18 protein-coding genes are annotated in these 18,888 nt (G+C 73.3%); 10 read left to right on the forward strand and 8 right to left on the reverse strand.

Going from position 1 to position 18,888, the window contains the following annotated elements; translation table 11 throughout:
- Positions 1-107: 107 nt before the first annotated feature.
- The 3 genes from ABZW10_RS31135 to ABZW10_RS31145 all read left to right on the forward strand — a co-directional run bounded on the left by ABZW10_RS31135 (position 108) and on the right by ABZW10_RS31145 (position 5,563).
- The gene (locus tag ABZW10_RS31135; RefSeq protein ID WP_355372538.1) at positions 108-2,384 is read left to right on the forward strand and encodes a hypothetical protein; all 2,277 of its coding nucleotides are present in this window, start codon (positions 108-110) and stop codon (positions 2,382-2,384) included.
- A 4-nt stretch (positions 2,385-2,388) separates the two neighbouring features.
- Positions 2,389-3,003, forward strand: coding sequence for a hypothetical protein (locus tag ABZW10_RS31140; protein ID WP_355372541.1), 615 nt, complete (start codon positions 2,389-2,391; stop codon positions 3,001-3,003).
- Positions 3,004-3,070: 67 nt separating this feature from the next.
- A complete protein-coding gene (locus ABZW10_RS31145; RefSeq protein ID WP_355372691.1) occupies positions 3,071-5,563 on the forward strand; it encodes a DUF3516 domain-containing protein in 2,493 nt (830 codons plus the stop codon).
- A gap of 62 nt (positions 5,564-5,625) precedes the next feature.
- Here ABZW10_RS31145 and ABZW10_RS31150 read toward each other — a convergent pair whose 3' ends face one another.
- A complete protein-coding gene (locus tag ABZW10_RS31150) occupies positions 5,626-6,390 on the reverse strand; it encodes a hypothetical protein (RefSeq protein ID WP_355372543.1) in 765 nt (254 codons plus the stop codon).
- A gap of 326 nt (positions 6,391-6,716) precedes the next feature.
- Here ABZW10_RS31150 and bioB point away from each other — a divergent pair, with 326 nt between their 5' ends.
- The 5 genes from bioB (at position 6,717) to ABZW10_RS31175 (ending at position 11,461) form a co-directional block, all read left to right on the forward strand.
- Complete coding sequence (bioB, locus tag ABZW10_RS31155) at positions 6,717-7,982, forward strand: biotin synthase BioB (protein ID WP_355372546.1); 1,266 nt, start codon at positions 6,717-6,719, stop codon at positions 7,980-7,982.
- A gap of 123 nt (positions 7,983-8,105) precedes the next feature.
- Positions 8,106-9,410: an adenosylmethionine--8-amino-7-oxononanoate transaminase gene (locus tag ABZW10_RS31160; protein ID WP_355372549.1), complete on the forward strand. Its 1,305-nt coding sequence runs from the start codon at positions 8,106-8,108 to the stop codon at positions 9,408-9,410.
- Positions 9,407-10,198, forward strand: a complete 792-nt coding sequence (bioD, locus tag ABZW10_RS31165) for a dethiobiotin synthase (RefSeq protein WP_355372552.1) — start codon at positions 9,407-9,409, stop codon at positions 10,196-10,198. Before ABZW10_RS31160 ends, bioD begins: the two co-directional genes overlap by 4 nt.
- A 129-nt stretch (positions 10,199-10,327) precedes the next feature.
- Complete coding sequence (locus tag ABZW10_RS31170; RefSeq protein ID WP_355372554.1) at positions 10,328-10,774, forward strand: hypothetical protein; 447 nt, start codon at positions 10,328-10,330, stop codon at positions 10,772-10,774.
- 36 nt (positions 10,775-10,810) lie between these two features.
- Complete coding sequence (locus tag ABZW10_RS31175) at positions 10,811-11,461, forward strand: hypothetical protein (protein ID WP_355372556.1); 651 nt, start codon at positions 10,811-10,813, stop codon at positions 11,459-11,461.
- 22 nt (positions 11,462-11,483) lie between these two features.
- Here ABZW10_RS31175 and ABZW10_RS31180 read toward each other — a convergent pair whose 3' ends face one another.
- Both ABZW10_RS31180 and ABZW10_RS31185 read right to left on the reverse strand, forming a co-directional pair.
- Positions 11,484-12,422 carry an aldo/keto reductase gene (locus tag ABZW10_RS31180; protein ID WP_355372559.1) on the reverse strand — a complete coding sequence of 313 codons (939 nt, stop codon included), beginning with the start codon at positions 12,420-12,422 and terminating at the stop codon, positions 11,484-11,486.
- The gene (locus ABZW10_RS31185; protein WP_355372562.1) at positions 12,419-13,828 is read right to left on the reverse strand and encodes an MFS transporter; all 1,410 of its coding nucleotides are present in this window, start codon (positions 13,826-13,828) and stop codon (positions 12,419-12,421) included. The genes ABZW10_RS31180 and ABZW10_RS31185 overlap by 4 nt, the downstream gene beginning before the upstream one ends.
- A 59-nt stretch (positions 13,829-13,887) precedes the next feature.
- Between ABZW10_RS31185 and ABZW10_RS31190 the strand changes: the two genes are divergently transcribed.
- Positions 13,888-14,031: a MerR family DNA-binding transcriptional regulator gene (locus ABZW10_RS31190; protein WP_355372565.1), complete on the forward strand. Its 144-nt coding sequence runs from the start codon at positions 13,888-13,890 to the stop codon at positions 14,029-14,031.
- A 25-nt stretch (positions 14,032-14,056) separates the two neighbouring features.
- Here the strand turns inward: ABZW10_RS31190 and ABZW10_RS31195 are convergent, their stop codons facing one another.
- Both ABZW10_RS31195 and ABZW10_RS31200 read right to left on the reverse strand, forming a co-directional pair.
- A complete protein-coding gene (locus ABZW10_RS31195) occupies positions 14,057-14,962 on the reverse strand; it encodes a helix-turn-helix domain-containing protein (RefSeq protein WP_355372568.1) in 906 nt (301 codons plus the stop codon).
- 209 nt (positions 14,963-15,171) lie between these two features.
- Positions 15,172-15,525, reverse strand: coding sequence for a deoxyxylulose-5-phosphate synthase (locus tag ABZW10_RS31200; protein WP_355372571.1), 354 nt, complete (start codon positions 15,523-15,525; stop codon positions 15,172-15,174).
- Positions 15,526-15,666: 141 nt separating this feature from the next.
- Between ABZW10_RS31200 and ABZW10_RS31205 the strand changes: the two genes are divergently transcribed.
- Positions 15,667-16,476, forward strand: a complete 810-nt coding sequence (locus tag ABZW10_RS31205; RefSeq protein WP_355372574.1) for a thioesterase family protein — start codon at positions 15,667-15,669, stop codon at positions 16,474-16,476.
- Between the two features lie 84 nt (positions 16,477-16,560).
- Here the strand turns inward: ABZW10_RS31205 and ABZW10_RS31210 are convergent, their stop codons facing one another.
- From ABZW10_RS31210 to ABZW10_RS31220, 3 genes are all read right to left on the reverse strand, one after another.
- On the reverse strand, positions 16,561-17,334 hold the full coding sequence (locus ABZW10_RS31210; RefSeq protein ID WP_355372577.1) for a maleylpyruvate isomerase family mycothiol-dependent enzyme: 774 nt from the start codon (positions 17,332-17,334) through the stop codon (positions 16,561-16,563).
- A gap of 90 nt (positions 17,335-17,424) precedes the next feature.
- Positions 17,425-17,973, reverse strand: a complete 549-nt coding sequence (locus ABZW10_RS31215; protein ID WP_355372580.1) for a histidine phosphatase family protein — start codon at positions 17,971-17,973, stop codon at positions 17,425-17,427.
- Positions 17,974-18,098: 125 nt separating this feature from the next.
- Positions 18,099-18,878, reverse strand: a complete 780-nt coding sequence (locus ABZW10_RS31220; RefSeq protein WP_355372582.1) for a class I SAM-dependent methyltransferase — start codon at positions 18,876-18,878, stop codon at positions 18,099-18,101.
- Positions 18,879-18,888 lie beyond the last annotated feature (10 nt).

Genomic DNA, 18,888 nt, shown 5'->3' on the forward strand with positions numbered 1-18,888 from the left:
ACACATGGCGGTTATCTTCGCGGACGCCACGCCCGCGAAGATCACCGCCAACGCATCACGGCACGCAGTTGATCAATTACCCAACACTTTCTGAGGCGGGGCCCGACATGGTGACGTACACCCAGCTCCAGACCGTCGACCTCACCGGCCTCAACGCCGCGGCCGGCGACTTCGAGAAGATGGTCCGCGCCTGGGACCTCTCGACCAGGATCCAGAACGAGGTGATCGGCCCGGTCCAGCAGTTCGGCTGGACCGGGCCGAGCTCCGAGTCCGCCGCCACCGCCCTCACCCAGGCGCGCGACCAGATCCGCGCCGCCTTCGAGGAGGCCTCGGCGATCGCGCGCACGCTGCGCGACGCGCACGACGAGTTCGTCGCCGCGAGGAAGGACCTCCAGGTGGCCGTCCAGCACGCCACCGAGCAGGGCCTGACCGTCGCCGCCGACGGCAGCGTGCACTGGCCGCCGGCCACAGACCCGGCCGACAAGCACGACCCCGACTACGCCAGGACCCAGCGGGAGACCGCCCAGGTCGCCGCCCAGGCCGCCGCCCAGGAGATCGGCAAGGCGCTGGACCGCGCCACCGAAGCCGATTCCGCGGCCGCCCTGGCCCTCGCGATGGACACCGGCAACGACACCACGAGCTTCAACAGCACCCCGCTGGGCAGCGTCGCCGACGCCGAGGCCAAGCAGGCCGCCCAGATCCTCAGCCTCGGCAGCGCCGCCACTGACGCCCAGCTCACGCAGTTGCAGGCCCTGCTCCAGCACCACTCCGGCGACCCCCGGTTCGCCACCGCCTTCTACGGCGGCCAGGACCCGGGGACCTTCCTCGCCTCCTACGGCGCGCTGGCGCAGAGCGGCGACTTCGCTGGCAGCCCCGTCCGCGCGGCCGCCGTCAGGGGGATCCAGGAAGGGCTCGGCCTCACCCTGGCCACCGCCACCAACAGCGGCGGTCAACCCCACCTGCCCCCGGACTGGGGCGAGCGACTGCGCCGGGCCGGCAGCCGGCACATCCAGCTCGGGCCCGGCGCCGACTACGAGTCCAGCCCCTACGGCTACCAGATCCTGGGCAACGTCCTGCGGTACGGCAACTACGACGCGGCGTTCCTGAAGCCGATCGCCGAGCACGTCACCCAGCTCACCCAGGAGAACCCGGCCCGCTGGGACGCGGTGGCGATGAAGGGCGGCGCGCCGTTCCAGGACTTCTGGTTCACCGGCACCCCGGACGAGAAGGGCAACTACCACGGGTTCAACCCGATGGGCTCGGTGCTGAACGCGCTCGGGCACAGCCCGGACGCCGCCACCAGGTTCTTCACCGACCCGCCGACGACGTACTGGCCGGACGGCTCGGTGAGGAGCACCGGCGGGACGAACACCTATTTCACGCTGCTCACCGACACGGGCCCGCGCTCGCTGCTGCGCGACGTCTACTACCCGCTCGCACCGAACAACGGCAAGGCGGGCCCGCTCCAGGTCGAGGCGCTCGGCCACGCCCTGGAGGCGGCGGCGACCGGGCGGGCGTACGACGACGAGACGGGGCCGCTGCCGCCGCACAGCAGGGCGATGGCCGACGTGATGCAGCGAACCGTGCAGAAGTTCGGCGGGGACGAGGCGTCCGCGCTGCTCTACGACAAGGACAAGGCGCTCTTCGGCGATCTGCAGGGGTCGCTCGGCAAGATGGCCGGTGCCTACATGGGCGACGTGCAGACCGCTTTGGCCCCGCCGTCCACCAAGCTGCCGATCAACGGGGAGATCGCCAAGCTCGACCCGCAGCGGCTGCTGGTCACGCTCGGCCACAACCCGGAGGCCTACGCCGCAGTGGCCGCCGCGCAGCAGGCCTACACCACCGGGGCGATCAACGACGTCCTGCTGCACGCCTCCGACCACGGCGACCTGACCGCCGCGGCCGTCGCATCCGCGCAACCCGGCGGCACGGTCGCCGGGCTCCTCAGCAAGGGCATGGTCGACGAGGTCTTCAGCACCGGAAAGAACAACGACGAGGAGTTCAACGCGGCCGTCAACACCACCCGCGACTGGGCGGGCACCATCTGGGACGCGACGCTCGGATCGGTCCTGGAGACCAGGGCGCCGATCGTCGGCCCCTACGCGAACGACGCGGTCGACAAGATCATGGACGGCACTGCCGAGAGCTACCAGGTGAACACCGACGCGCAGACCACCAACAAGGCACAAGCGGCGCAGAACCACGCGTTGGCGGGCGCCCAGGGGTCCGTCCAGGACGCGATCCGTGACGCGGCGGACCGGACCGGCCTCGAACGGAAGTACCTCAACGACCTGGCCCCCGCCGTGGAAGGCCAGATCGGGGGCGCGTTCGCCGGCGCCACGGGTACCGCTTGGCAGGTCACCCATCCGAAGAAGGAGGACTGAAACGGTGCGGCGCGATAACGGGCGACTTGCGGTCACAGCCCTGGTCACGGCGTTGGTTCTCATCGGGGGCGGGCTGTGGGCGTGGAAGCCGTGGCAGTCGGTGGAACTGCCGGCGAGTGCTTGCTGGGGGCTGATCGAACGGGAGGAGGTCCGGCCGCTGGTGGGTGATGAGGGGAAGGGAATCGAGCGCGAGGTCTTCGGCGACCTGTCCGGAAGGAGTACCCGGGCGGATTGCGGCATCTCGTGGCTGCCCGGCGCGACCGTCGTGGTCGCCCGGATATTCCAGATCGACGAGAGTTCGTACCGCTCAATTCGCGAGCAGTACGAGGCGGACCAACGCGATCTGCCGATCGACTTCGGTGCCGGTGTCGTGGGCTGGCTGGATGACGGTCTCCAGCCGATGCTGATGTTCCCCTGCGACAGCGGCCGACAGCCCCTGGCCCGGAACGCGTACCGGCAGCTCTCGGTCGCCGGCGACTTCTACCTGTCCGACCTGTCCGCGAAGAAGCGGACACAGGTCTTCGTCGACGTGGCCCACCGCATCGCCCAGGAGATCGTCCGCCAGGAAGGCTGCCCCGACGTGCGGATCGCCGAGCGGGCGCCCGTGGTGGCGGGCTGATGGGCGCCGGGCTTTGCCGGGGGTGGCGGCGAGCAGGCAAGATAGCCGGGTGACCCTCCTTGATCTGATGCCGAAGCCCGCCACGCCCGACGCGCTGTACGAGACGTTCGCCGCCTGGACGGAAGAGCGCGGGATCTCGCTGTACCCGGCGCAGGAGGAGGCGCTGATCGAGCTGGTGTCGGGGAACAACGTGATCCTGGCGACGCCGACCGGCTCGGGCAAGAGCCTGGTCGCCGCCGGCGCGCACTTCGCGGCACTGGCGGAGGGGAAGCGGACCTTCTACACGGCGCCGATCAAGGCGCTGGTGTCGGAGAAGTTCTTCGACCTGGTCAAGATGTTCGGGACCGAACAGGTCGGCATGATGACCGGCGACGCCTCGGTGAACCCGACCGCGCCGATCATCTGCTGCACCGCGGAGGTGCTGGCGCAGATCGCGCTGCACGACGGCGCCCGGGCCGACATCGGCCAGGTGGTCATGGACGAGTTCCACTTCTACGCCGAACCGGACCGCGGCTGGGCGTGGCAGATCCCGCTGCTGGAGCTGCCGCAGGCGCAGTTCCTGCTGATGTCGGCGACGCTGGGCGACGTGCGGCGGTTCGAGGAGGACCTGACCCGCCGCACCGGCCGCCCGACCACCGTCGTGCGCAACGCGACGCGTCCGGTCCCGCTGTTCTACGAGTACCGGCGCACGACCATGCACGACACCCTGGAGGAGCTGCTGCAGACCGGCCAGGCGCCGGTGTACGTGGTGCACTTCACCCAGAAGGAGGCGGTGGAGCGGGCGCAGTCGCTGATGAGCATCAACATGTGCTCGAAGGCGGAGAAGGACGCCATCGCCGACCTGATCGGCAACTTCCGCTTCACCACCAAGTTCGGCCGCAACCTGTCGCGTTACGTCCGCCACGGGATCGGCGTGCACCACGCGGGCATGCTGCCGAAGTACCGGCGCCTGGTCGAACGGCTCGCCCAGGCCGGCCTGTTGAAGGTGATCTGCGGGACGGACACGCTGGGCGTGGGCGTCAACGTGCCGATCCGCACGGTGCTGTTCACCGCGCTGTCGAAGTACGACGGGCAGCGGGTGCGGATCCTGCGCGCCCGTGAGTTCCACCAGATCGCCGGCCGCGCCGGACGGGCCGGGTTCGACACCGTCGGCCAGGTGGTGGCGCAGGCGCCCGAGCACGTCATCGAGAACGAGAAGGCCGTCGCCAAGGCCGGCGACGACCCGAAGAAGAAGCGCAAGATCGTCCGCAAGAAGGCGCCGGAGGGCTTCGTCGGCTGGTCCGAGGAGACCTTCAACAAGCTGATCGCCGCCGACCCGGAGCCGCTGGTCTCCCGGTTCAAGGTGAGCCACGCGATGCTGCTGTCGGTCATCGGCCGGCCCGGCAACGCCTTCGAGGCGATGCGCAAGCTGCTCACCGACAACCACGAGGACCGCCCCGCGCAGCGCCGGCACATCCGCACCGCGATCGCCATCTACCGCTCGCTGCTGGAGGGCGGCGTGGTGGAGCGGCTGCCGGAGCCGGACGCCGAGGGCCGGATCGTGCGCCTGACCCTGGACCTCCAGGAGAACTTCGCGCTCAACCAGCCGCTGTCCACCTTCGCGCTGGCCGCCTTCGAGCTGCTGGACCCGACCTCGCCGTCGTTCTCGATGGACGTGGTGTCGGTGGTCGAGGCCACCCTGGACGACCCCCGCCAGATCCTCGCCTCGCAGCAGAACAAGGCGCGCGGCGAGGCCGTCGGCGAGATGAAGCGCGACGGCATCGAGTACGAGGAGCGGATGGAGCGGCTCCAGGAGATCACCTATCCGAAGCCGCTGGAGGAACTGCTCACCCACGCCTACGAGGTGTACCGGCGGGCGCACCCGTGGATCGGCGACCACCAGCTCCAGCCGAAGTCCGTGGTGCGCGACCTGTACGAGCGGGCGATGACCTTCTCGGACTACGTCGGCCACTACGAGCTGGCCCGCACCGAGGGCATCGTGCTGCGCTACCTGGCGGGCGCGTACAAGGCGCTGGAGCAGACCGTCCCCGAGGACGTCAAGACCGACGACCTCAAGGACGTCATCGCCTGGCTCGGCGAGCTGGTCCGCCAGGTCGACTCCAGCCTGCTGGACGAGTGGGAGCAGCTGGCCAACCCGACCGAGCCGCAGGCCGCCGAGGTGACCCTGGACGACAAGCCGGCGCCGGTGACGGCGAACGCGCGGGCGTTCCGGGTGCTGGTGCGCAACGAGATGTTCCGCCGGCTCGAGCTGTGCGCGCTGGAGCACTACGACGAGCTCGGCGCACTGGACGGCGAGTACGGCTGGGACGCGGACCGCTGGGCGGACGCCATGGACGGGTACTGGGAGGAGTACGACGACCTGGGCACCGGTCCGGACGCGCGCGGCCCGAAGATGCTGATCATCGAGGAGGAGGACTCCGCCTGGCGGGTCCGGCAGATCTTCGACGACCCGGAGGGCGACCACGACTGGGGCATCAGCGCCGAGGTCGACCTGTACGGCTCGGACGAGGAGGGCCGCGCGGTGCTGCGGGTCACCGCCGTGGACCGACTCGGCGGCTGACGCGAGATCGGCCCGGCCCGGCGGAGCGCCCGAAGGCGGCTCCGCCGGAGCCACGGGGCCCGCTACATCCAGACGAACGGCGCGCCGGCGGTGAACGAGATCGCCCGGGTGGCCTCGTCGAGCAGCTGGTCGAGGTTGGCCGCGCTCATCGACGGCACCGGCAGCGGGCTCACCGGGGAGCCGGACGGGCTCGGCGAGCCGGTGCCGGAGGCGGTGGCGGCGCCGAAGCCGGGGTGCGCGTCGGCGGGCCGCGAGCTGGTCACCGTCACGTAGTGGCCGACGAGTTCGACCCGCGCCTCGGTGGCGGGCCGGGCCGCGGCGGCCGGCAGGGCGGGGGCGGTGGAGGCGTCCGGGAGGATGAAGGCGACCGAACCCGGCTTGGCCCGCAGCGACTCGGCGGCGCGGGCCGCGGCCGGGGCGTCGGCGAAGCGCAGCAGGGTGATGCTGCTGAGCACCGGCTTCTCCTGGGCGGTGAAGCTGACGCCCAGGTAGCCCTTGCAGCCGGCCTCCCGCAGCAGCTCCAGGGTGCGGTCCTGGAGCACCTCGGTGCAGTTCTCGCCGCGCCGCACCCCGGAGCGCTTGCCCTTGTACCCGCCGGACTCGACGACCCGTTGGGCCGGGAAGTAGACGTCGACGTCGAGCGCCTCGGGGTCGGCGACGGTGCGCGGCGGCGGGTCGCCCACGATCGGCGGGGTCTTGGAGGCCTCTTTGCTGGAGGGCCCGAGCCCCGGTATGTAGTCGCCGGGCGTGGGGCGGGTGACGATCCAGCCGCCGGCCGCCACCACGCCGGCGACGGTGATCCAGCCGACGACCCGTCGGGTGGTCACGCGTCTGGCCCGGAAGGCCCCCGCCCCCACCCCCACCCCCACCGGATGCTGTGACGTGTGTTCTGCCGATGGTCCGTCCGGTCGCTCTGCCGGCGACGGGGCGCGCTCCCCCTGCGTGGTCATGCGGCAGATTGTATGCAGGTCACGAGTGGTGGAGATCACGGGGGCGCGGACCCGGCGGGAGCCCGTCCGGACGGCCCGGCGCCCGACGTGACCTGCACCACTACGGTGAGCTTCGACACTGTGACAACTCGCACAGCTTCCCCGGGATCTTCTGGTGGGTTTCCTCTGGCGTCCGTCGCGGGGCAACAGGCAGGATCAGCCCCATGGATCTGCTCGATACCCTCACCGCCAAGGGCCTGCGTGGGGAGACCCCCACCCGCGAGGAGGCGCTCGCCCTCCTCGCCACCACCGACGACGAGCTGCTCGACGTGGTCGCGGCCGCCGGGCGGGTACGTCGGCGGTGGTTCGGCCGCCGGGTGAAGCTCAACTACCTGGTGAACCTGAAGAGCGGACTGTGCCCCGAGGACTGCTCGTACTGTTCGCAGCGGCTGGGCTCCAAGGCCGAGATCCTGAAGTACACCTGGCTCAAGCCGGACCAGGCCGCCGAGGCGGCGAAGGCGGGCGTGTCGGGCGGCGCCAAGCGGGTCTGCCTGGTGGCGAGCGGCCGCGGCCCGACGGACCGTGACATCGACCGGGTCACCGACACGGTGGCGGCGATCCGGGAGGCCGACCCGGCGGTCGAGGTCTGCGCCTGCCTGGGCCTGCTCTCCGACAACCAGGCGGAGCGGCTGAAGGCGGCCGGCGTCGACGCCTACAACCACAACCTCAACACCTCCGAGGGCACCTACGGCGACATCGCCACCACCCACACCTACGCGGACCGGGTGGACACCGTGCAGAAGGCGCACGGCGCGGGCCTGTCGGCCTGCTCGGGCCTGATCGCGGGCATGGGCGAGAGCGACGAGGACCTGGTCGACGTGGTGTTCGCGCTGCGCGAGCTGGGCTCGGACTCGGTCCCGGTGAACTTCCTCATCCCGTTCGAGGGCACCCCGCTGGCCAAGGAGTGGAACCTCACCCCGCAGCGCTGCCTGCGGATCCTGGCGATGGTGCGGTTCGTCAACCCGGACACCGAGGTGCGGATCGCCGGCGGGCGCGAGGTGCACCTGCGCAGCCTGCAGCCGCTGGGCCTGCACATCGCCAACTCCATCTTCCTGGGCGACTACCTGACCAGCGAGGGCCAGGCCGGGCAGGCCGACCTCGACATGATCCGGGACGCCGGGTTCGAGGTCGAGGGCATGGGCGAGAGCACCCTGCCGCGGCACCGCGCGGACGTCGCGGCCGACGCGGCGCAGGCGCCGGCGGCGGGCGGCTGCGGGACGGCCCCGGCGGCGGGCGGGTGCGGGACGGGCGGCGGCTGCGGCCCGTGCGGCGGTCACGCCCACGGCCACGCCCACGGCGACGCTGCCACCGAGGCCGGTCACCCCGACGCCGGTCACGACGCCCCGGAGACGGCCGCCGACGAGGCGCGCACCGACCTGGTGCGGGTGCGCCGTCGCGGCGCGGGCACCGAGCTGGCGCCCAACGCCTGAGCCCCGTCCGCACCACCCCCGGCCCGGGCCCGCACCCGGCACGGCCTCCCAGCCCAACGGCCCGGGCCCGGCCGCCGGCCCGGCCGCCCGGGCCCGACGAACACCCCGGAAAGACCCTCACTCATGACCCAGCTGTCCACGGACACCCTGCTCGCCCTCGACCGGGCGCACGTCTGGCACCCGTACGGGCCGATGCCCGGCACCGCCACCCCGTACGTGGTGGAGTCCGCCTCCGGCGTGCGGCTGAAGCTGGCCGCCCCGGCGCCCGGCGGACACCGCGAACTCGTCGACGGCATGTCGTCCTGGTGGGCGGCGATCCACGGCTACGGTCACCCGGTGCTCGACGAGGCGGTGCGCGGGCAGCTGGACCGGATGAGCCATGTGATGTTCGGCGGGCTCACCCACGAGCCCGCCGTCCGGCTCGCCACCACCCTGGTGGAGATCACCCCGGAGCCGCTGCGGCACGTCTTCCTCGCCGACTCGGGCTCGGTGTCCGTCGAGGTCGCCATGAAGATGTGCCTGCAGTACTGGCAGTCGGTGGGCCGGCCGCGGAAGCGGCGGCTGCTGACCTGGCGCGGCGGCTACCACGGTGACACCTTCCACCCGATGTCGGTGTGCGACCCGCAGGGCGGCATGCACCACCTGTGGGGCGGGGTGCTGCCCGAGCAGCTGTTCGCGCCGGAGCCGCCGGCCGGCTTCGACGCCCCGCTCGACGAGGAATACGCCCGCGCCTTCGACGAGTTGATGGAGCGTCACGCCGACGAGCTGGCGGCGGTGATCGTCGAACCGGTGGTGCAGGGCGCCGGCGGGATGCGCTTCCACTCCCCCGCGTACCTGCGGATGCTGCGCGAACTGTGCGACCGGCACGGGGTGCTGCTGGTCTTCGACGAGATCGCCACCGGCTTCGGCCGCAGCGGCGCGCTGTTCGCGGCCGACCACGCGGGCGTCGCGCCGGACGTGATGTGCCTGGGCAAGGCGCTCACCGGCGGCTACCTCACGCTGGCGGCGACGCTGTGCACGGCGGAGGTCGCCGAGGGCATCAGCCGCGGCGAGATGCCCGTCCTCGCCCACGGGCCGACGTTCATGGGCAACCCGCTGGCGACGGCGGTCGCCAACGCCTCGATCGGCCTGCTGCTCGCGCAGGACTGGCACACCGAGGTCAAGCGGATCGAGACCGGCCTGCGGACCGGCCTGGCGGAGGCCGCCGAACTGCCCGGCGTCAAGGACGTCCGGGTGCTCGGCGCGATCGGCGTCGTCCAGTTGGACCACCCGGTGGACATGGCGGCGGCGACCGCGGCCGCCGCCCGGGAGGGCGTCTGGCTGCGCCCGTTCCGGGACCTCGTCTACACGATGCCGCCGTACGTGACCGGCGACGAGGACGTGGCGCGGATCGCCGCGGCCGTGACGGCGGCGGCGGTGGCCGGATGAGCGGGTCGGCGGAGGAGCGGACGGAGGCGGCAGCGGTGGGACGGGTCCTCTTCGTGACCGGGACGGGCACCGAGGTCGGCAAGACCGTGACCACGGCGGCCGTCGCCGCGAGCGCGCTGCGCGCCGGGCTGCGGGTCGCGGTGCTCAAGCCCGGGCAGACCGGCGTCGGCCCGGAGGAGCCGGGGGACGCCGAGGAGGTCGGCCGGCTCGCCGGGCCCGCCGCCCCGGCCCCGGACCGGCTCACGCTGCGTGAACTGGCCCGCTACCCCGAGCCCTTGGCGCCCGACACGGCGGCCCGCCGGTCCGGGCTGCCGTACCTGGCGGCGGAGGACGTGGCCAAGGAGGTGGCCGGCCTCGCCGAGCGGCACGACCTGGTCCTGGTCGAGGGCGCGGGCGGCCTGCTGGTCCGCTACGACGAGCAGGGCCGCACGCTTGCCGACCAGGCCCGCGCGACGCGCGAACTCGGCCTGCCCGCCGAGGTGTTGCTGGTCGCCTCGGCCGGGCTCGGCACGCTGAACACCACCGCGCTGACGGCGGAGGCGCTGGCCGCGCGCGGACTGCCGCTGCTGGGTGTGGTGGTCGGCGCCTGGCCGCACTCCCCCGGCCTCGCGGACCGCTGCAACCTGGCCGACCTGCCGCGCGCGGCGGGCACCCCGCTGCTCGGCGCGCTGCCCGAACACGCCGGCCGGGCCGGGGACTTCCCCGCACTCGCCGCCGCCGCGCTCGCGCCCGCCCTGCACGGCCACTGGGACGCCGCCGCCTTCACCACCGCCCACGGGGCCGGCTGAGGCCTTCGGGAACCCACCGACGCAGCCTCCCGCCGCCCGCGCGGCCGAACCCGCCGGTTATCGCTCGAACGGGTGAGATCCGGGCCCGTCCCGGCCCGCGGCGCGGGAGGGCTCAATACGGTTCTCCGCATGACGGATGGCCTGATGGTGGACGAGGCCCTGCGGGCCCTCGCCGCGCTCGAAGCGGCGTGGAAGGACGACGACGAGGCCCTGGCCGCGCTGGCCGCACGGGGACCGGCCGAGCAGCCGCTCGCCGCCCTGGTCGCGACCTACGGCGAGCACGCAGTGGACACGCTGATGGCGCTGGCCTTCGGGCTGCGCTCCAGCATGACCGACGAGGAACTCGCCGAACTCACCGACGCGGTGAGCTCCAACATCGGCGCCCGGATGAGCGCCCTGCTCACCCGGACGCTGTGCGCCTGGGGCGAGACCGCCGGGGACGACCTCGCCGTGGTGAAGGTGATCGCGCACGCGGTGATCGACGCCATGCGGGCCGTCACCGAGGAGCCGAACAAGACCGACGTGCTGCCGCTGCTGGCCACCTTCCGCACCTACGCGCTGAGCAACACCCCGTGACGGCCGACTGTCAGTGCCGTCTGCTTCACTTCAGGCATGCACGACAGCCACGGCACCTCTGACCTGCGCGGACTCCTCACCCGCCTGCCCGACACCGCCACGCTGCGGGAACGGTGCCGGGGCCTGGCCATGCTCGAAGCGATCCTCGGCCCCGACTGGGCGGACCGGTACTACTCCTTCGACTCCCGCTGGAGCGAGGGCGCGGACCTGGCGTCGATGCGCGACGGTCAGGGCGACGACTGGTTCGTGGTCTTCTCCCCCGCCGGAGCGTACGCGCGTGGCTTCGACCACACCGCGCCCAACGCGGGGGCGCGGCTGCTCGCGGAGGTCCCGGCGGCGTTCCGCTCCTGTGTGACGGAGCCGGCGTTCGGCGAGGAGGACGGCGCCCCGCTCGCGACCGTCTGCTTCTGGCGCGAGCCCGGGGACGCCGCGTGGCGGGCGCCGTCGGCCGCGCCCACCGGCGGGGTGGCCCTCTTCGACCTGCTCGCCGCCGAGGACCTGGTGGAGGCGTACCGGGCGTGGGCCGAGGAGTACTACGAGCTGGAGGACGGCCTCGACCCCGCGCCGATCGCCCACGTCCTGGCGCTGCGCCCGCTCACCGAGGCCGTCGTGTCCGCCCTCAACCCGGAGCTCGACCTGGACGAACTCGCCGACGACATGGCCGAGATCGGCTACCCGGTGGCCTGACCCGACGGCCCGAGGGGCAGGCCTACAGCGCGGCCTCGTCCAGCGTCCGCCGCTGCTCGGCCGTGAGCGTCAGGTCGAGGGCGCCGAGCGCCTCGTCGAGCTGGGCGACCTTGCTCACGCCGACCAGCGGCAGGATCCGCGCCTCGTGGTCGAGCAGCCAGCTGAGCGCCACCTGGTTGACGCTCGCGCCGGTCTCCTCGGCCACCGCGCGCAGGGCGGCGAGCCGCTTGGGCGTGCCGGGGTGGTCGTAGGCGGCGCCGATCCCGACGTCCTCGCGGGTGAGGCCGCCGGAGAGGATCGGGCTGTACACCCAGAGCCGCAGGTCCCCCTCGGAGCGCACGTAGTCAAGGAGTTCGGGCGTCGCGTGCACGTGCGCGGACGACGGCAGCGGCACGTCGAAACGCGGCTGCAGGTAGGAGTACCGGTACTGCAGGTGCGCGTAGCGCGGACCGTCCCCGGCGAGCGCCCGGGCCCGCTCGACCCGCCACACGGCGTGGTTGCTGGCCCCGACCTCGCCCGCCTTCCCCGAGGTCACCAGGTCGGCCAGGGTCTCCACGGTCTCGGCGAGCGGTACCGAGCGGTCCTCGATGTGCGCCCAGTACACGTCGACGTGGTCCGTGCCGAGGCGCCGCAGGCTGCCCTCGACGGCGGCCCGGACCGCCTTCTCCGACAGCCCCTCCGCCGCCTCCAGCCCCGCCCCGGGCACCGCGGGCCGGGCGCCCACCTTGGTGCTGATGACGACCCGGTCCCGCGCCTTGCGGCTGGCGAGCCAGCGCCCGATGACGGTCTCGCTCTCGTCCCCGGTCGCGCCGTCGAGCCAGAACGCGTAGTTGTCAGCGGTGTCCAGGACCGTCCCGCCGCTCTCGACGAAGTGGTCGAGGAGGCGGAACGAGGTCTCCTCGTCGACGATCGTGCCGAAGCCCAAGGTCCCGAGGACGACGGTGCGCTGAGGAACAGTCATGGCTGTGCATCCCTCCCGTTGTGGTCTGGACCATTCAAGTCTCCTTCACCATCACCCACAACAACGTCCCCGTTCACACCGCCACGAACGTCACCGGCCCGGCCACGATCGGCCGAGGTTGCCCCCGGGGCCGGGTCCGCGAGCGTGATGTCCCGCCGACGCCGTCGAAGTGCGTGGCAGCCGTGGACGACGGCGGCGAGGGCCGCTGTGAGGATCATGGCGAGGCCGCAGCCGCTCAGCAGGACCGGCGCGGCCACCCGGTTCAGGAGCAGCGCGCCGAGTGCGGCGCCCAGGGGTGCGGCCGTGATGAGCACCGCGCTGCGGGCGGCGAGCACCGTGGTGAGCGAGCCGCTCGGCGTCCTGTTCTGGAACAGTGCGAGGGACAGCGCGGAGTACGGTCCGTAGACGACTCCCGCCGCGGCGAAGCCGATCAGTGACGGCACGGCGGTGTGGGCGGCCGCGAAGGGCAACAGGGCGATTCCGTGGCCCGCGACAATGGCGATCACGGTCGGCCACAGCGGCAGCCGCCCGGCCGCTCCGGCGCCGAGGGCCCCGACGACGGATCCGAGGCCGAACGCGGCCCAGTAGACGCCGAGCAGGCCGGCGCCGTCGTCCAGGGAGTGCACGACGAACAGCGGCAGCGCGACCTCGACCGGCCCGTAGGCCAGGTTGAACAGCCACGTCAGCACCAGCAGTCCGAGCAGCTCCGGGTAGTGCCGCAGCACCCTCAGCCCCTGCCGGGCGCCACCGGCCCCGGCCGGCCCGGTCGTCCCGGTCACCCCGGGCGGCGCCGGCAGTGCGACCCGGCCGGCCTGGACCGCGAGCACCGCGAAGGTGACCGCGTCCAGGCCGATGATCCACGCCGGTGACACCGTGCCCGCCAGCAGTCCCGCCAGCGCGGGGCCGAGCACGGTCGCACTCGACAGACTGGCGCTCAGCAGGCTGTTCGCGGCCAGCCGTTGACCGTCGTCCAGAAGCGGCGCGAACAGCGCGTACTTCCCGGCCCTGCCCCAGGCGTGGAACAGCGAGGAGGCGCCCAGCAGCAGGACGTAGCCGGTCGGGCCGAGCACGCCGGCCAGGTACGCGATCGGGATCGCGCCCAGCAGCAGGGCCCGCAGGGCGGCGTCCGCGACCAGCAGCCGCTGCGCCGGCAACGGCCGCAGCCAGCGGCCCAGCGCCAGTGCGCCGAACGCGCCCGGCAGCGTGTACGCGGCGACGCTGATCCCGACCAGCGCGCCCTCCCGACCGTCCGGGGCCAGCGAGAGCGCCAGCCAGGCCACGGCCACGGCGCTCATGCCGTCCCCCAGGTCCGACAGGGCGAAGACGGGCAGCAGTCGACGGAACGGGCGGACGGCGAACAGCGGGCGCCAGGACTCGGGCAGCACACGCCGCGGAGATGAGAACATGCACGTCACACTCGCGCTTCAAGCTCGCGTGAAGTCAACCCGTTCTGGGGAGCGTCGACGTGCGGTACCTGGGGATCGGCGAACTGGCCCGGACGGCGCGGGTGCGGGCGTCCGCGCTGCGTTACTGGGAGGAGCGCGGGCTGCTGGCGGCCCCCGGTGAGGCGTTCCAGCCGATCAACACCCTTCCACGAACCTCCAGGTAGCTCCGCGGATCAGCCGCCGGCGGTGCTACCAGTCGACGGCGTAGAGGTCGAAGAAGTCGCTGAAGCAGCCGACCTCCCGCGCCGCCGCGGCCGCGCCGGGGGCGGACAGCCGGGCGGCGATGCCCCGCAGTTCGCCGGGCGTGCGACCGGACAGGGCACGGAAGTCGCGGTTCATGTGGGCCTGGTCGTGATAGCCGCTCATCGCCGCGACGTCGGTGAGCGAGGGGCGGCCGAGGCCGGAGAGCGCGAGCGCGCGTTGGAAGCGCAGGATCCGGGCGAGGGTCTGCGGCGGGACGCCGACGTGGTCCCGGAAGAGCAGCTGGATCCGGCGTTCGCCCCGGCCCGTCGCGGCGGCGAGTTGCCGGGCGCTCAGGCCGCCGTGCGCGTCGCGCAGCCGCTGCCAAGCCTCGACGGCCAGGCCCGGCGTGGGCGGGGCGGCGGCGAGCCGTGGGGCGAGGGCGGCGTCGACGACGGCCCAGCGGGCGGACCAGTCCGGTGCCTCCGCGAGCCGTTCAGTGAGCCGCGCGGTCCAGCCGGGGCCCATGGCCTCGTCCGGGTGGGCGGCGGCGTTGGCGAGCAGGTGCAGCGGCAGGCCGAGGAAGCGCGACGCCCCGACGGCCGTGAACTCGACCTCCACGGCGTAGCCGGACCCCCGGTAGCCCGCCAGCACCGGGGCCGTCTGGAGGCCCGCGATCATCGCGTGCCGCGTCTGCTCGCGCTCCGCGCCGCCCAGCCCATGCCGGATGTGCAACGGCCCGCCCCAGCCGACCAGCAGCGTCACGCCCGCACTGGGCAGGGTGATCCTCGGGTGCTGGCGGCCCACCGACCGGTAGCCGCGGCAGCTGACCACGTCACCGCGCATCCACTCCGGCGGGCGCCGCACGACGCTCTCGCCCCGGTCGTCCACCGTCATGACGTCCTCCGAGCCCACGGCCTCTCCCCTCGCCCACGGAGTTCGCTTTTGTACAAGGATCCACCGGTGCCGCGGCCCCATCCTGGACGGGCGCCGCTCGGTGCCGGCCCCGCGCGGGGGGCGGGGCCGCCACCGAGCCGGACGTCAGGAACAGGAAGTCGGACCGGCCGACTTCCTGTGCCGCGTCCTGCGTCTCGTCGCGCGTGCCGCCGGAGCCCCCGCGGTGCTCACCGGGCCGTCACCGGCTCCCAGGGGATCTCCCGGCGCAGCAGCGCGCGCTCCAGCGGCTCGCCGGAGCGGTGGGCCCAGAGCCGGCGCTCGCGCACCTCGCGTCGGGTGCGGGGGCGGTAGCGCGGTTCGCCGCAGCTGGTCTTGGGGAAGCCGATGCCCGCGTTGAGCAGCAGCGTGACGGTGCGCCAGGCGGCGACGTCCCGGCGGGGCGGGGCGGCGAAGCCGGAGCCCGCGTACACCAGCGTCCCGGCGCAGCGCGGACAGCGCCGTTCCTCGCTCTCCCACCCGTGGCGCTGCTTGTAGGAGGCCCGGCAGGGGAGGCAGACGTACGAGGTCCTGGTGTAGCCCATGCGCGCCAGCCTAGGGGTCGACCGCCATCCCCTTCATCTCCCTTTTCGCCCCACTGTGCGACAGATCACGGCGACCGCCACCGCCCCCGCCGCCTACGATTCGGGAACGATGCACCTGCCCCGGTCGAGGAGACGCCACCCGTGACCACCAGCACGATCGAGCGCGAGAGCTACTACCACCGGACGGGCGAGCACACGTTCAAGCCCACCGCGCACGCGGGTGGTGCGTGGAGCGTTGACGAGCAGCACTTCAGCCCGCTGGCCGGCCTCGTCGTGCACGCCCTCGACCAGCACCTCGCCGGACGTGCCGGGGGCCTGGCGCTCTCCCGGATCAGCTATGACATCCTCGGCCGGATCGCGCTCGACGAGTGCGAGATCACCGTGGAGACCGTCCGCCCCGGCCGCACCATCGAGCTCCTCGAGGCGACGGTGACGATCGGCGGGCGCGCCGTCGTGCGGGCCCGCGCCTGGCTGCTGGCCACCCTGGACACCTCGGCCGTCGCCGACAGCCCGCGCGAGCCGCTGCCCGCGCCCGATTCGCTCCCGCTGTGGACGATGGGCGAGGCGTGGGACGGCGGCTACATCGCCTCCATCGACGTGCGCCGCATGCCGCCGGCCCGCCGGGGCCGGACGACGGCGTGGCTGACCTCGCGTGTCGACCTGGTCGCGGGCGAGCCGAGCAGCCCGCTGGCGACCTTCGTCGCGCTGGTGGACACCGCCAACGGCATCGCCCCGCAGCAGGATCCGACGGAGTGGATGTTCCCCAACGTCGACCTGACGATCCACCTGCACCGCGCGCCGACCGGTCCCTGGACCGGCCTGGACACCACGGTCACCTTCGGCCCGACCGGCCAGGGCCTGACCAGCACCGTCCTGCACGACGTGAACGGGCCGGTCGGCCAGGCCGAACAGATCCTCACCGTCCGCCCGCAGCCCCGTCCGCTGGGCTGACCGCCGCCCCGGTGGCGCTCGCCTCCGGCAGTCCTGCCCGCACCAGCTCGTGACCCGGGCAAGGGCCGCCGTCGACGTGCGCGTTCACGCGTTCGGGTCCCACTCTGCGAGCTGCTCCATCGGCTCGGTGTTCCCGGTGTTGTCCAGGCCGTCGAGCGGGACGCGCGCGTAGAAGTAGAGGACCAGTTCGCTCGCTGCGCCTCGCATCACCAGGTCGCCCGGCTCCGCGTCGGCGGCGAGGTCGTCACAGCGGACCCCGTCGGCGTCGAGGGTCAGGCGCCAGGAACGGCCCTCGGTCGCGTGCAGGTCGATGGTCGCCGGCTTGAACGGCCAGGGGACGGTCGTCGCCGAGACGGTCGTCAGGAACTCGTCGACACCCTCGACCGCGACGTCCGTCGGCAGCGGCTGCGCGGCGCCCTGGATGAGCTGGACGTCGTAGGTGTGGACGGCGATCTCCTGGATCTGGTGCCGGGCCACCGCTCCACTGGTCTCCGGGGCCTGCGAGCGGCCCCACCAGGTCCAGCAGCCGCGGTCCGGGCCGGCCTCGCGCAGCGCGTCGAGCATGAGCTCGGTCGACTCGGCGAGCCAGGCGTCCAGGGCTTCGCGGTCGCGGGGCGCGGTCGGGGCGCCCTTCGGGTCCGTCCTCGCCGGGGGCTCGGCGCCCGGGCCCGCCGCGACGATGGCGGCCTGGCGGCGCCGGCCGTCACCGAGGTGCTGCGCCAGTTCGCGCAGTGTCCAGTCCGGACAGGTCGGGACCTGGACGTCAAGGTCGGGGGCGGACGCGATCGCAGTGCGGAACGCGGCCGAGCGGTCTTCGATCAGCCGCAGGACCTCGGGGAACTCCAAGATTTTTTGCACGCCGGTTGTGTATCACGGCGCTCCCGCCGCCGGGTAGCGAATTTGTCGGCCGAGGGCGTCGACGGCCGGGCGGGGCGCCGCCGCGGGGCCTCAGCCTTGCGGCGGCGTCCAGAACGCGGTGAGCCTCGCGACGCCGGGTCCGAGCGCCTGCCAGGAACCATCGAACTCCAGGACGGCCACGGACGCGGTCGGGAAGCCGGACTCCGCCGCCCGCTGCGCGAGGTCACCGTCGGCCGCCCCGGCCAGAAGCGCGACCAGCTCGTGCAGGCTCGGATTGTGTCCGACGACGACCAGGTCGCGCACGCCGTCCGAGGTGTCCCGCACCATCGCGACCAGCTCGGCGATCCCTCCCTCCCCCCGGTGGATCTCCACACTCAGGTCGTAGAGCCGCTCCTCGTGGATCGTCTCGGGAACCTGCGGCAACGCGGCGGCCACGCGTTCCCAGGTCTCCCCGGTCCGGCGGGCCCCGGACACCCGCGCGAGATCCGGCGCGATGCCGGAATCCGCGAGCCATCGCCCGGCACCGGACGCCTCCGCCCGCCCCCGCTCGTCGAGACGCCGCTCCTTGTCGACCGGCGTCTCCCGCTCGGCCTGCGCATGCCGGATCAGGACGACCCTCCGGCCGGTACCCGTGGTCACGTTGTCCTCCCCTGGTCCGCCGAGCGCGCCACGGCCGACGGAATCGTTGGTCCTTTGCACACGAACGCTACCCCAGCCGGGCTCGGGCCCAACTCGCCGCCACCGCCCCGTCGGCAGGGGTGCCGTCAGAGCCGCTTGGCGCGCAGCACCCCGGTCAGCATGGGGAGGGTGAACTCGCCGTCGGCGAGCTCGGGCCGGCCGGCGAGGTAGGCCCGGATCGCGCTGCGCCTGGCCTCGCGCTCCTGTTCCGGCATGACGAGCATGCCCGCGCGCGTCGCCAGGGTGTCGACGAGGGAGTCGGCGGTGCGACGCTGCCCGTGCGGGAAGGCGGACTGCTCCGGCGAGCCGAAGCGGGCGGCGTCACCGTTCCTCGGAAGGTGCATGCCCGCCGTCACCGCGCGCCAACTGGCGGGCGTGTCACGCTCGCCGATCGCCTCGGTCCCGCCGACCCGCGCGAGCCCGGCGACCCAGTCCACCTCGTCGTCCAGCAGGTTCCACAGCCCGGCCAGCACACCGCCGGGTGCGAGGACGCGGGCGATCTCCGGTCCCGCGACGGCCATGTCGAACCAGTGCATGGCGTTTCCGGCGACGACGGCGTCGACGGAGGCGTCCGGCAGCGGGATCCGCTCGGCGCTGCCCGGCAGGGCGCGGACGGCGGGCAGCGCGCGGCGCAGCTCGCCCAGCATCGCCGCGTCCGGCTCGACGGCGACGACGTCGGCCCCCAGGGCCACCAGCGTTCCCGTCAGCTTCCCGGTCCCGGCGCCGAGATCGAGCACCCGCGGCCCGGGCGCCGCTTCCAGCGCCCACCGCACCGCGGCCCGGGCGTAGTCCGGCCGGTGCTCGGCGTAGGCGACGGCCGCGGAGCCGAAGGACGATGCGTGCAGTGACTGTTCGTCATGATCCATATCTGCACGC

This window comes from Kitasatospora sp. NPDC004723 (genome assembly GCF_040609255.1).
Taxonomy (GTDB): Bacteria; Actinomycetota; Actinomycetes; order Streptomycetales; family Streptomycetaceae; genus Kitasatospora.

Coding starts and splice junctions, on each gene's coding strand:
- ABZW10_RS31200 (WP_355372571.1), bottom strand. CDS start 15,525: ATGGGCTACACCAGGACCTCGTACGTCTGCCTCCCCTGCCGGGCCTCC.
- ABZW10_RS31170 (WP_355372554.1), top strand. CDS start 10,328: ATGACGGATGGCCTGATGGTGGACGAGGCCCTGCGGGCCCTCGCCGCG.
- bioD (WP_355372552.1), top strand. CDS start 9,407: ATGAGCGGGTCGGCGGAGGAGCGGACGGAGGCGGCAGCGGTGGGACGG.
- ABZW10_RS31145 (WP_355372691.1), top strand. CDS start 3,071: ATGCCGAAGCCCGCCACGCCCGACGCGCTGTACGAGACGTTCGCCGCC.
- ABZW10_RS31180 (WP_355372559.1), bottom strand. CDS start 12,422: ATGACTGTTCCTCAGCGCACCGTCGTCCTCGGGACCTTGGGCTTCGGC.
- ABZW10_RS31135 (WP_355372538.1), top strand. CDS start 108: ATGGTGACGTACACCCAGCTCCAGACCGTCGACCTCACCGGCCTCAAC.
- bioB (WP_355372546.1), top strand. CDS start 6,717: ATGGATCTGCTCGATACCCTCACCGCCAAGGGCCTGCGTGGGGAGACC.
- ABZW10_RS31160 (WP_355372549.1), top strand. CDS start 8,106: ATGACCCAGCTGTCCACGGACACCCTGCTCGCCCTCGACCGGGCGCAC.
- ABZW10_RS31185 (WP_355372562.1), bottom strand. CDS start 13,828: ATGTTCTCATCTCCGCGGCGTGTGCTGCCCGAGTCCTGGCGCCCGCTG.
- ABZW10_RS31220 (WP_355372582.1), bottom strand. CDS start 18,878: ATGGATCATGACGAACAGTCACTGCACGCATCGTCCTTCGGCTCCGCG.
- ABZW10_RS31175 (WP_355372556.1), top strand. CDS start 10,811: ATGCACGACAGCCACGGCACCTCTGACCTGCGCGGACTCCTCACCCGC.